The organism is Methylobacter sp. BBA5.1, assembly GCF_000746145.1.
Lineage (GTDB): Bacteria > Pseudomonadota > Gammaproteobacteria > Methylococcales > Methylomonadaceae > Methylobacter > Methylobacter marinus.
Genome location: NZ_JQKS01000029.1, coordinates 48,224 through 59,879, shown reverse-complemented (window position 1 = coordinate 59,879; position 11,656 = coordinate 48,224). Strand labels below are relative to the sequence as shown.

The 11,656-nt window shown below is 48.6% G+C and carries 12 protein-coding genes; 6 read left to right on the top strand and 6 right to left on the bottom strand.

All coding sequences use genetic code 11. The features are described from left to right. Nucleotides 1-239: 239 nt before the first annotated feature. Complete coding sequence (locus EK22_RS17160) at nucleotides 240-752, bottom strand: hypothetical protein (protein ID WP_027147185.1); 513 nt, start codon at nucleotides 750-752, stop codon at nucleotides 240-242. 273 nt (nucleotides 753-1,025) lie between these two features. Between EK22_RS17160 and EK22_RS17155 the strand changes: the two genes are divergently transcribed. Beyond that, nucleotides 1,026-1,628 carry a peroxiredoxin gene (locus EK22_RS17155; RefSeq protein WP_027147184.1) on the top strand — a complete coding sequence of 201 codons (603 nt, stop codon included), beginning with the start codon at nucleotides 1,026-1,028 and terminating at the stop codon, nucleotides 1,626-1,628. Nucleotides 1,629-1,692: 64 nt separating this feature from the next. On the opposite strand, the gene EK22_RS17150 is transcribed toward EK22_RS17155, so the two are convergent. Beyond that, nucleotides 1,693-1,983, bottom strand: a complete 291-nt coding sequence (locus tag EK22_RS17150) for a hypothetical protein (protein WP_020158801.1) — start codon at nucleotides 1,981-1,983, stop codon at nucleotides 1,693-1,695. Between the two features lie 142 nt (nucleotides 1,984-2,125). Here EK22_RS17150 and EK22_RS17145 point away from each other — a divergent pair, with 142 nt between their 5' ends. Genes EK22_RS17145 through EK22_RS17135 form a run of 3 tightly spaced genes read left to right on the top strand, consistent with a single transcriptional unit; the run spans nucleotide 2,126 to nucleotide 5,559 of the window. Continuing rightward, complete coding sequence (locus EK22_RS17145) at nucleotides 2,126-4,234, top strand: AsmA family protein (RefSeq protein WP_036252931.1); 2,109 nt, start codon at nucleotides 2,126-2,128, stop codon at nucleotides 4,232-4,234. A gap of 1 nt (nucleotide 4,235) precedes the next feature. After that, a complete protein-coding gene (gene mutY / locus EK22_RS17140; RefSeq protein ID WP_020158799.1) occupies nucleotides 4,236-5,294 on the top strand; it encodes an A/G-specific adenine glycosylase in 1,059 nt (352 codons plus the stop codon). Next, entirely contained in the window at nucleotides 5,287-5,559 is a 273-nt protein-coding gene (locus EK22_RS17135; protein WP_027147183.1) for an oxidative damage protection protein, read from the top strand. The genes mutY and EK22_RS17135 overlap by 8 nt, the downstream gene beginning before the upstream one ends. A 71-nt stretch (nucleotides 5,560-5,630) precedes the next feature. Here EK22_RS17135 and rho read toward each other — a convergent pair whose 3' ends face one another. Continuing rightward, the gene (gene rho / locus EK22_RS17130) at nucleotides 5,631-6,887 is read right to left on the bottom strand and encodes a transcription termination factor Rho (RefSeq protein ID WP_020158797.1); all 1,257 of its coding nucleotides are present in this window, start codon (nucleotides 6,885-6,887) and stop codon (nucleotides 5,631-5,633) included. A 184-nt stretch (nucleotides 6,888-7,071) separates the two neighbouring features. Continuing rightward, entirely contained in the window at nucleotides 7,072-7,398 is a 327-nt protein-coding gene (gene trxA / locus EK22_RS17125) for a thioredoxin TrxA (RefSeq protein WP_027147182.1), read from the bottom strand. A gap of 99 nt (nucleotides 7,399-7,497) precedes the next feature. Between trxA and EK22_RS17120 the strand changes: the two genes are divergently transcribed. After that, complete coding sequence (locus tag EK22_RS17120; RefSeq protein WP_036252929.1) at nucleotides 7,498-8,781, top strand: DEAD/DEAH box helicase; 1,284 nt, start codon at nucleotides 7,498-7,500, stop codon at nucleotides 8,779-8,781. Here the strand turns inward: EK22_RS17120 and yrfG are convergent. After that, nucleotides 8,744-9,400 (bottom strand): GMP/IMP nucleotidase, encoded by a 657-nt coding sequence (gene yrfG / locus EK22_RS17115; protein WP_020158794.1) that lies wholly within the window; start codon nucleotides 9,398-9,400, stop codon nucleotides 8,744-8,746. The two genes, EK22_RS17120 and yrfG, sit on opposite strands and share 38 nt — an antisense overlap. A 48-nt stretch (nucleotides 9,401-9,448) precedes the next feature. Between yrfG and nudE the strand changes: the two genes are divergently transcribed. Beyond that, entirely contained in the window at nucleotides 9,449-9,997 is a 549-nt protein-coding gene (gene nudE, locus EK22_RS17110; RefSeq protein WP_020158793.1) for an ADP compounds hydrolase NudE, read from the top strand. Here the strand turns inward: nudE and EK22_RS17105 are convergent, their stop codons facing one another. Further along, the gene (locus EK22_RS17105; RefSeq protein ID WP_020158792.1) at nucleotides 9,998-11,656 is read right to left on the bottom strand and encodes a BatD family protein; all 1,659 of its coding nucleotides are present in this window, start codon (nucleotides 11,654-11,656) and stop codon (nucleotides 9,998-10,000) included.

Below are 11,656 nucleotides of genomic sequence, written 5' to 3'. Positions count from 1 at the left end.
GAGGCCATCAATAAATGGAAATTCAAGGAAAAGCGGGTTAACGGCGCCCCGGTCGAGCAACGCGCGGTTCAGGTGCTGCAGTTTAAACTGGCGAAATAAGAACTGGCTGAGAATTGAAACTCAAACAGCCGGAATCAGGCTCAATGGTTGATATTTATTAGAACTCGAAGTGAATGTGAGTGGACTATAAAAACAACCGTTCACTCGCATTCACTCTAATATATTCACACTGGAACCATTTATATAACGGCACTCAGATTCTCGTCATCATACAAGCGTGTTTTTTTCCAGCCATTGAATTTACTGTCATAAAACGTCAGGTCGTTATCGATCGCATACTCATAACAGCTTCTGAACAACCGCGCCGTACGAAATGCATGCAATTCATCGTCGGCCGTCACTTTTTCCACGTTACCAACCTGAAAAGTCTTATTTCTGGATTTGCCGTTACTGACCCAAAAGACGGTATAGCAAAGATAACTTTTATCTTTTCTATGATCATATTTGATGGTTCTGGATACACCGGTGACACCGGTCGTGGTTTTATTTTTCGGGGGCTTGAGAAAGCGCGTCTTACTGCCTTTTAATACTACCAGCATCTGGTCGCGCCAAGTGATGGCAGCCTTTAAAGACTTGCCTTTGTTCCCCCACAATTTATGCGAAAAATAACGGCTGCTCTCTTTTCCGCGCCTTACAATACGTACCTGAAAACCAAATACATCTGGCTCAGTTATATGTTTATGTTTTGCCATGGATATAAACCCGTCAAACGAATTGCTAATCAAATTTAACAGCAAAGCTAGGCCGCCAAATTTTCTGTCTCTCTGAAACTTTCAGCTTTGTATTATTTTTGTGTAAGCTGATGATTACAAATTATCGCTAAAGTTCAAATAAAAGCAAGTAAAAATCACAACAATTTAGACAATTCCCGAGTAATTTAGTGTAGAATAACTTAATCCCACTTTTTCAGTGGTTAATTACAAGTTTATAACCCTTTGTTTTTTCAAATTTTTTGGAGATAATCGATGAGCGTACTGGTAGGTAAACAAGCACCCGATTTTACAGTTCCCGCTGTTTTAGGTGATGGCCAAATAGTTGATTCATTCAGCTTTTCTGAAGCCACTAAAGGTAAATATGCTGTAATAGTGTTCTACCCCTTGGATTTCACCTTTGTTTGTCCGAGCGAGCTGATTGCTTTAGATCACCGTCTTGATGAGTTTAAAAGCCGTGGCGTAGAAGTAATCACCGTTTCCATTGATTCTCATTTTACCCATAATGCCTGGCGTAATACGCCGGTCAATCAAGGCGGCATCGGTCCTGTCCGTTACACCATGGCGGCAGACTTATCTCACTCTATCGTCAAGGATTATGACGTGGAAGCCGATGGTGGAGTGGCTTTCCGCGGAAGTTTCCTGATAGACCGTAACGGTATCGTTCGTCATCAGGTGGTAAATGATCTGCCCTTGGGCCGTAACATGGATGAACTGTTGCGTATGGTAGATGCTCTTCAATTCCACGAAGAACATGGCGAGGTTTGCCCGGCAGGCTGGAACAAAGGTGATGCAGGTATGAACGCAAACCCGGCCGGCGTTGCGGAATACCTGGGTAAAAATGCTGAAAAACTGTAAGAATAACAGTTAATTAGTTTGTAAAGGCGCATTGTATTGGCACAATGCGCCTTTTTTTCGCTTGTTAATTTTTTTCAGTTGCAGCAGCATCGGACAGCAATTTTTTTCTGATAAAATATGCGGCACAGACACCTACAACAGCCGGAATTTGTGTCAGTAAAAACGTACCGATCGCGCTTTTGGCGACTAAACCCGCCAGTAGGTTAACGACAGATAATTTCACAGCCCACCAGGTAATCCAATATCCCATCAGACCTATGACCGCCCATTTCACAGGCTGCTCGCCATGTTCTCTGGCGGTTAAAAAAAACCATACAAGTACCGCAATTCCGGCTAGTTTAGCTAATAACAACATCTTCCCTCCTCATTTTAGTTATTATGGAGTAACACAATCATATCTGCCACGGCTAAAATTGAACCAGCCACAGCACGTAAGAGTTGACAATCATATTCTATAAAAGGTCATCATTACATCTTTTTAACATCAGGAGAGACTTGTGGGAAAACCGCTTAAAATCATTCTTTCGATATTTGCAACGCTGACTATATTAGTCATAGTCGTCGTCTGCGCCTTATTCATTTTTATTGATCCCAATGATTTCAAACCAGAAATACAAGCGGCGGTTAAAGACAAGATCGGCCGGGAGTTAACCCTGGAAGGCGAGCTGAAGTTATCAGTTTTCCCATGGCTGGGCATTTCATCGGGCAAAATGGTGCTGAGCAATGCGGAAGGTTTCCAAAGCAAGCCTTTTGCCGAAATTGAAGAAAGCAATATCAATGTGAAATTGCTGCCGCTGTTATCGAAAGAAATTGAAGTCGACCGCATCGTCTTAAAGGGACTGACTGTCAATCTCGCCAAGAACAAACAGGGCATCAATAACTGGCATGATCTTGTCGAAACACAACCCGAGATACCCGCCCCTGACAGCGGCAAACAAGACGTCCAACCAAGCGCCAAAGCCCAGACCATATTATCTATCGGCGGTATAACCATTGAAAATGCCCGTATTGACTGGGACAACCAAAAAAACGGCAAACATCTGGAATTCAAAGACGTCAATCTGAACACGGATAAGATTGTTTTTGATCAACCTTTCGCCGTTGACTTGGCTCTAGTCGTTTCAGATACCCAGGCCAAGCTGACCGAGACGATCAAACTGGCCATGGATTTAACCGTTAATGAAAAGCTCGACGTCTTCCACTTAGCTGACGTTAATCTACAGACCACGACGGCCGGCGAAAAAATTCCGGGCCAATCCCTGAAATCGACGTTAACGGCGGCTGATGTGGCGCTGGATATGGCCAAGCAAGACCTTAAGATCTCAACATTACGGCTTGAATCCGGTGACCTGAAAATTGCCGCTGATATTACCGGCACCCAAATTAAAGACCAGCCTTCATTCCAGGGGCCTGTCACGGTCGCCGAGTTCAATCCGGTGCAGGTAATGAAACAACTGGCAATGACGCCGCCCGCCACACGCGATGCCAGTGCCCTGACCCGCCTGGCCATGAATTTCAACCTGCTGGCCACTGACAAGTCGGCCGACCTTCAGAACCTGGTCGTTAAACTGGATGATACCGCCATCAATGGCTCGGCCGGCATCAAAAACTTCAGTGAACCGGCGATTACTTTCAATCTGACTGCCGATGCCATTGATGTCGATCGTTATCTGGCGCCCGAAAAGGCAGCCGATAAAAAATCAAAACCCATAGCCAGCCCGGCCACCACTACAGCGGCGGCGGCTTCGGCGTTGCCTGTTGATACGCTAAGAAAGCTGAACGCCAACGGCCAGCTGACACTGCAAAAACTTAAGGCCAGCAACCTGACCTTGCAGGATATCCATGTGAAACTCAATGCCAAAAACGGCATCGTGACGACGCAACAAAGCGTGAAACAGTTCTATCAGGGCAGCTATTCCGGCAATCTGAACATGGACGTACGCGGCAATCAGCCTAAGCTCGCGGTCAACGAAACACTCAATCATGTTCAGGTTGCCCCTTTGTTAAAGGATTACCAAGGCGAAGCCCGCATGAGCGGCGCCGTCAATGCATCCGCCCAGCTGCAGGCGCAAGGCCATACTGCCAATGAACTTAAATCCTCGCTCAATGGCCGATTGAGCTTTCTGTTCAGGGATAGCGTTATTCTGGGGTTTAATCTGCAGAAAATCATCGACAGCAGCAAAGCCTTGGTTAAGGGCGCGCCATTGCCGACTGACAACAAAAAAGATCAAACGTTATTTTCGGAGATCACCGGTACGGCAACCGTCAACAACGGCATTCTGCATAATAATGACCTGATTGCCCACTCCTCCAAATTACGCGTTAACGGCAAAGGCAGCGCCAATCTTAATACCGAGAAACTGGACTATAAAATCAATGCCACACTGCTGAAGTCGGCCGACGCCAGCGGACAACAAGCCGAGAAAATGACGGTTGCCATCAATGTGGGCGGCACGTTCAACGAGCCTGCTTACACGGTGGACCCCACCTCTTTGCTGACTGAAGAACATAAAGCCAAAATCGAGGAGAAAAAACAGAAATTACTGGACAAACTCGACAAAAAAATCGGTCCTGGCACCAGTGATCTGTTAAAGCGTCTTTTCTGATATGAAACCCGCCGTTTTTCAACAAGGCATTCTCGACTGGTTTGACCGGTATGGCCGGAAAGACCTGCCCTGGCAGAAAGACAGGACGCCTTATCGCGTCTGGCTGTCTGAAACAATGCTGCAACAAACCCAGGTTGCGACGGTGATCGCCTATTTCAACGCCTTTACCGAAAAATTCCCTGACATAGAAAGCCTGGCGCAATCGCCGATTGATGACGTACTGCACCTGTGGTCCGGATTGGGTTATTACGCCCGTGCCCGCAACCTGCATAAAACCGCGCGATTGATTGTTGAGAAAGGTCGCTTTCCCGATACGCTGGATGAACTTGTCGCCTTGCCGGGCATAGGCTTATCGACGGCCGGAGCCATACTGAGCATTGCTTTCAAAAAAAGCCACCCTATTCTCGACGGCAATGTCAAAAGAGTACTGGCACGGTTTAAAGCCGTGCCCGGCTGGCCCGGAAGCAGCCAGGTCAGTAAGGAACTGTGGCTGCTCAGCGCCCACTACACGCCCGTGGATCGGGTCGCCGATTACACGCAGGCCATGATGGACCTTGGCGCCACGATCTGTACGCGCACCAAGCCCGCCTGTCATGCCTGCCCGCTCAAGGACAGCTGCCTGGCTCGAATAACCGATAATATCGCCGCCTTTCCGGCACCTAAACCCGCCAAGTGCCTGCCGGTTAGGCAGCAGGTATTTTTATTGCTGCGCAACCGCTTCAATCAGATACTGCTGGAAAAAAGACCGCCGGCCGGCATCTGGGGCGGTTTATGGAGTCTGCCTGAATTTGACAGTATCGAAGCGGCCACCGACTGGTGTATGGCCAGGAACATGCCCATCCTTGATCAAAAGCCAATGGCAGCGCGGCGCCACACCTTTTCTCATTATCATCTGGATTTCACGCCGCTGCTCATTCAGACCGACAATCCTTCCAATATTGTGATGGATGCCAGGCAAACTGTCTGGTATAAAGCGGAACAAATTCATAACCTGGGAATAGCAGCGCCGATCAAACTGCTATTGCAACAACAATCCACTATCGAGGACAACGATGACTAGAATGGTTAAGTGCGTTAAATTGGGAATAGAAGCCGAGGGCTTGGATGCGCCGCCCTTTCCTGGGCCCAAAGGTCAGGAAATATTCGAGAAAGTATCGAAGCAGGCTTGGCAGCAATGGCTAAGCAAACAGACCATGCTGATCAATGAATATAAGCTGGCCAGCTTTGATCCAAAAGCCAAAGCATTTTTGGAAGAGGAAAGAAGAAAGTTTCTGTTTGAAGGCAATACCGACATGCCTGAAGGGTATGTACCGCCCCAATCCTGAGACCTGCGCCACATTATCAAATGTGCGGCATGGCTCACGCCGCACATTTGATATAGCAACTCCCGCCGGAATCAACGTTTCATCGATTCAAAAAACTCGGCGTTAGTCTTGAAATCCTTCAGCTTGCCCACCAGGAATTCCGAAGCGGCCGTTTCGTCCATCGGTTGCAGGATTTTGCGCAGGATCCAGGTTTTTTGCAACGTATCAGGATCGACCAGGTATTCTTCCCGACGCGTGCCGGAACGATTGATATTGATCGCGGGGTAAATACGTTTTTCCGCAATCTTGCGATCCAGATGCAGTTCCATGTTGCCGGTGCCTTTAAACTCCTCATAGATCACTTCGTCCATTCGGGAACCGGTATCAACCAGCGCCGTGGCGATAATCGTCAGGCTGCCGCCTTCCTCGATATTACGCGCCGCGCCGAAAAAGCGTTTCGGTTTTTCCAGTGCGTTGGCGTCCACACCACCGGTCAAGATCTTTCCCGAAGAAGGAACGACCGTATTGTAAGCTCTTGCCAGCCTAGTGATCGAGTCTAACAAAATAACTACATCGTGTTTATGCTCGACCAGACGGCGTGCTTTCTCAATCACCATCTCCGCGACCTGAACGTGGCGGGTTGCCGGTTCATCAAAAGTACTGGAGATGACTTCACCGCGCACGCAGCGCTCCATTTCCGTAACCTCTTCGGGACGTTCATCGATCAACAAAACAATCAGATAACATTCGGGATTCTTTTCGGCGATGGATTGTGCCAGACTTTGCAGGATCATCGTTTTACCGGCTTTCGGCGGCGATACGATCAAGCCGCGCTGGCCTTTGCCGATAGGCGCGATTAAATCGATGATGCGTCCGGTTAAATCTTCACTGGTGCCATTGCCTTTTTCCAGAACGAATCGCTGATTGGCAAAGAGAGGAGTCAGGTTAGAGAAGTGAATTTTATTTTTGGTATTTTCAGGAGGTTCGAAATTGATCTGTTCGACTTTGAGCATTGCAAAATAACGCTCATTGTCTTTAGGCGGCCTGATCTTGCCGCTGACCGTATCCCCTGTTTTTAAGGCAAATCGCCTGATTTGGCTGGGCGAGACATAAATATCGTCAGGTCCCGCTAAATAAGAACATCCCGGAGTACGTAAAAAACCAAAACCATCCTGTAGAATTTCCAGAACGCCATCGCCATAGATATCTTCACCGCCTTTCGCCTGTTTCTTAAGGATAGCAAAGATTAAGTCCTGTTTACGGGTTCTGGCGACACTTTCGAGTCCTAGCGACTCTGCTATTTCAATAACTTCACTGATTTGTTTTAGTTTTAACTCGGTTAGATTCATAAAAATGACTCGAAGAAAAGGGTATACGGTCTGGACCGTAACTTAAGCAAGATAGGATTTAGACTTTAGGGATGTAGTTTATCGGGCGATATGCTTTTGAGTGCGCCTGATGCGGCACTCGACAAGTATAACTTAAATACCCAAACCCGTCCAAGCTTTTTGTGACGGGCTGAGCAGGATTTATTTATATATTACTGTCAATAAAGGTGGCAAGCTGTGATTTTGTCAATGCCCCTACCTTTGTGGCTTCCACTTCGCCGTTCTTAAACAGCATCAAAGTTGGAATACCGCGTACGCCATAGTGTTGTGGTGTTTGTGGGTTTTCGTCGATGTTTAATTTAACAACGGTTAACTTGCCTTTGTATTCTGTGGCAATTTCATCCAGAACCGGTGCAATCATTTTGCAAGGTCCACACCATTCAGCCCAATAATCTACCAGCACAGGACCGTCCGCTTTAATAACAGTTTCGTTAAATTCACTATCATTTACATGAAGGACTAAGTCGCTCACACTATTTCTCCAAAATTTAAAAGCTAAGACTATAGGAGGGATAACGTTAATTTGTCAATCAATTTCAGCTGATAGGTTTTTTACGTTATGCTATTGTCTATGAACAAGACACATTTAACAAATACTCGCTTCAGCAACCTGGAATTGTCTGACATCATCCTGCAAGGCCTGCAAGAGGCCGGCTTCCACCATTGCACGCCGATACAGGACAAAGCCCTGCCTTTATTGCTTCGGGATAAGGATATCGCAGGCCAGGCGCAACCCGGAACCGGAAAAACCGCCACATTTCTGCTGGCCACTTTCCAACATTTGATCAATGATGTCAGTGATCCCGTCAAAAATCCCCGGGCCATCATTCTGGCACCGACACGCGAACTGGCCATTCAGATCCATAAAGATGCCCGGTCGCTGGGCGCGCATCTTAACCTTAAATTTGCTCTCATTTATGGTGGCACCGATTATCAGAAGCAGCTCGACAGCCTGAAATCGAATATCGATATAATTATCGGTACGCCCGGCCGTATCATTGATTTTTACCGGCAGAATGCCTTTACGCTGGACAACGTGCAAGTCACCGTAATGGACGAAGCCGACCGCATGTTCGATTTGGGTTTCATTAAAGACATACGCTATTTGTTGAGACGCATGCCAGCACCGGAAAAACGTCTGAACATGCTGTTTTCGGCGACTTTATCGTACAAAGTAACCGAACTGGCTTACGAACACATGAACAATCCGGTTCTGATACGCATAGAGACCGAGGAAGTCACGTCCAAGGCCATACAGCAAAGTGCGTTTTGCCCCTCTAACGAACAAAAGATTCCGTTGTTGCTGGGCATTTTGAACCAATATAAGCCGCAACGCAGCATTATTTTCGTCAATACCAAACGCTGCGCCGAGCAGCTGAACGATTACCTCAATGCTAATGGCTATGAAACCGCGGCGTTAAGCGGCGATGTGCCTCAGGATAAACGCCAGCGCCTGCTCAATGATTTTCAGGAAAACAGAATCCGGCTGTTGATCGCGACTGATGTCGCGGCCCGGGGCCTGCATATCGCCGATGTTTCGCACGTTTTCAATTACGATCTGCCGCAGGATGTCGAGGATTATGTGCATAGAATAGGACGAACCGCGCGCTTTGGCGCCAGCGGCGAGGCGATCAGCTTTATTTGCGAGGAATATGCGTATTCCATGCCCGATATCGAAACTTATATTGGGCAGAAAGTGCCGATCAAGCCGATTACCGCCGATTTGCTCGCGGACGATGTTGTCAAGCCCAAAAGAAAGAGCAGCGCACCGGCTCAGGAAAAACGTGCCCCGCAGAAAAGGCCGCGCCCGCGCAAGCCTAAAGCCCGGGCATCAGTTCCCGAAAATCCTCAATAGCGGGAAAACCGGTTATTTCCTTTTTGGGCAGCTGCGTATCGGGCCTGCTGACCGAAATCAGATGGGCTATGCCGAACAGCCTGGCGGCATTCAAAACCGCCAGGCTGTCATCGATCAGCAATGTATTGTGTTTTTCAAACGGTTTTTGCTGCTGCAACAGGCGCCAGAAATCAGCATGTTCCTTAGGAAACCCCAGCGTATGAGAGCTGACGATGTCGTCGAAAAACCGGTGCAGACAGGTTTTTTCCATTTTCAAGCCGAGACTGTCCTGATGCGCATTAGTCACCAATAAAACCTTGCGTGGAGACTGATGAATTTTTTCCAGAAACTCGACGACATGCGGCAATACCGAAATCAATCCCGCTATTTCAGCCTTCAATCCGGCGATATTGAGTTGCAGCGCCTCACTCCAGTAATCGAGGCAGTACCATTCCAACCGACCTTCCATGTTTTTGAAACGCGGCTCCAACAGCTGTTTGGCTTCCGCTAGCGCTATACCCTGTTTCTCGGCGAATTTCAGCGGCACGAATTCCTTCCAGAAATGATTATCGAAATTCAAATCCAGAAGCGTGCCGTCCATGTCCAGCAATACCGTATCAATTTTGTTCCAATCGATCATAAGAGTGCGTTATATTTACCGAAGATCATTTAATTTAAAACTCTAGAAATGGCTAAAAAACCCCTCATCCTTAATAAGACTGTCGTTGCGAAAAGTCGTTTATTCCGTATCGAATCACTGGATCTGCAATTCAGTAACGGCGTGCAGCGCAATTATGAGCGCCTGGCGCGGGGCAATCCCGGCGGTGCCGTGCTTATCGTGCCCATGCTCGATGTCGACACCGTGTTACTGATACGGGAATACCTTGCCGGTATCGATCGTTATGAACTGGGTCTGCCGAAAGGCAAAACCGATGCCGGCGAATCGTTTCTCGATGCCGCCAACCGGGAGCTTAAAGAGGAAGTCGGCTTCGGTGCCAGAAACCTGCATCATTTAAGCTCTTTTTCCATCGCGCCGTCATATCTGGAACACATGACCGAGATCATCATCGCGCAGGATCTGTACGCCGAAAAACTGCCCGGAGACGAACCCGAAGAGCTAGAAGTCATCCCGTGGAAATTAAGCGACATCAATGCCCTGCTGGCCACGGGCGAATGCACTGAAGCCCGCTCGATCGCCGCCTTGTTCATGACCCTGGAATATTTCAAGACGAGATAATCACAAGCGGTATAACGGTTCCAGACTGGAATCCGCCGTTTGCCCGATTCTTTCCCGTGCTTTGTGTTCACTGAACGCCTGAAACAGTTTTTTTCCTTGCCACTGTCCGACAGCCCTACCATACAGGGTTCGGTTCAACAGCAGGATCTCATCCCTTAAACGGGCCTCGCAAAAAGACGCGATGGCACCGAGATTCGTAGCATTGAATTTTTGCCGGCCCCATTCCAGCAGGGCATCCTTGGCGGCTATGGCGTCATTATCGCTACAGGCCTGTTTCAGTTTTTTGATACTGTCGTTTAAATTCGCCTCAGGCATAGTAGCTTGCGGTGCGGATTTATTGGCGGACCGTCTAAACAGAAAATAAACCAGCGTCATCAGCCAGCCCGCGCCCAAGAATACCGAAATCGCCAACCAGATATTGGTTTCCCGGGGCTGTATGAGCGGCGCCTGCTTGACCTTTTCTGGCTTTACCGCTATTTCAACCGGCGCTTTAGGCTGCGCGGGAGCGGCGGCTGCGGCGACGGCATGGATGGTGGTTTCCGGAATCGTGGCCACTTCCATCTGCTGGGTTTTGATATTAAACCAGGGTAATTCTATGGCCGGCAATGTATAACTGCCCGCCTTCGATGGAATCAAGGCTATTTTTTCTTCCCTGAAGGCAATCACGCCGTCGTTTTTCTTCTGCTCCTGCAGTGCCGGTTGGTCAGGGTAGCTTTTTAACTGCTCAGGCGTTTTGGCAGCATTTAATTCCGGCAACTGACTGACCATGGTGCCTTTTGCCAACACCGTCAGTGTCCGCGTCAACGGTTCCCCCACTTTCATGTGCTCGATATCGCCCGACCATTCCTGTTTTAAATGCAGCTGTTCGGCAGGCAGCCAGTGCTGTCCTGTAAAAGATGCCGCCGCCGGTTGTACGTCCAGTGTTATTGACCGGGATGCCACGCGCTGGGTTTTGGTCATCTGGGGATTGAAGAAACCGCCGAAACTGGGACGAGTCGAGGTCACGACCTGAGCCGTCAATTCCAAAGGCTTGATGGTCATGCGGCCGCTTTTTTGCGGGAAAATGGCGTACTTTCGTTCGGTGACCCAATAATTGACGCCATTGATCTGCGTGCTGTAATTGCTGTCGTCGCCAAGTTTTTCAATGACCGCATCGGCCAGTTCCGGCTCATTCAAACCGGCCTGGGAAATTTCGACCCTGCGATATAAGCGCATGGTATAGAGAACCTGGGATTGTACATAAGGACTTTCAGGCGTCGCCTCAACCTCTAGAAACAAATCCCCGTCGACCAACTGGTCCTTATCCGCCGCGCCTTCGGTTACCCGCACAGCCGCCTGCTTGCTCGCATCGTCGCCAAATTGTATGGATGGTATCGTCAGGCTGCCGGTGTGTTTGGCCATGACTTGCAACACCCACTGAACGGTTTTGCTGGATGTGCCGTTAATCCACGACAAATGGCTACTCTGGCTCTGGCCCAATACTTCAAAATCCTGTTCCAGCGGTGTGAAATCAGGATCGTCGTCGGGCGAGTCGGTCGCCGTGAACGTGATCTGAAAGGATTCATTAAGATTGACCGGACTGCGGTCTACCGCGACATTAATTTCAGCCGCCGATAGCCCCGAGGCATGCACCAACAAAAACAGAAGAAGCAGTGTCAC

Excerpts from the sequence above, each read along its gene's own strand:
- rho (WP_020158797.1), bottom strand. The coding sequence starts at position 6,887 with ATGAATCTAACCGAGTTAAAACTAAAACAAATCAGTGAAGTTATTGAA.
- EK22_RS17135 (WP_027147183.1), top strand. The coding sequence starts at position 5,287 with ATGACTAGAATGGTTAAGTGCGTTAAATTGGGAATAGAAGCCGAGGGC.
- yrfG (WP_020158794.1), bottom strand. The coding sequence starts at position 9,400 with ATGATCGATTGGAACAAAATTGATACGGTATTGCTGGACATGGACGGC.
- EK22_RS17150 (WP_020158801.1), bottom strand. The coding sequence starts at position 1,983 with ATGTTGTTATTAGCTAAACTAGCCGGAATTGCGGTACTTGTATGGTTT.
- mutY (WP_020158799.1), top strand. The coding sequence starts at position 4,236 with ATGAAACCCGCCGTTTTTCAACAAGGCATTCTCGACTGGTTTGACCGG.
- EK22_RS17155 (WP_027147184.1), top strand. The coding sequence starts at position 1,026 with ATGAGCGTACTGGTAGGTAAACAAGCACCCGATTTTACAGTTCCCGCT.
- EK22_RS17120 (WP_036252929.1), top strand. The coding sequence starts at position 7,498 with ATGAACAAGACACATTTAACAAATACTCGCTTCAGCAACCTGGAATTG.
- nudE (WP_020158793.1), top strand. The coding sequence starts at position 9,449 with ATGGCTAAAAAACCCCTCATCCTTAATAAGACTGTCGTTGCGAAAAGT.
- EK22_RS17160 (WP_027147185.1), bottom strand. The coding sequence starts at position 752 with ATGGCAAAACATAAACATATAACTGAGCCAGATGTATTTGGTTTTCAG.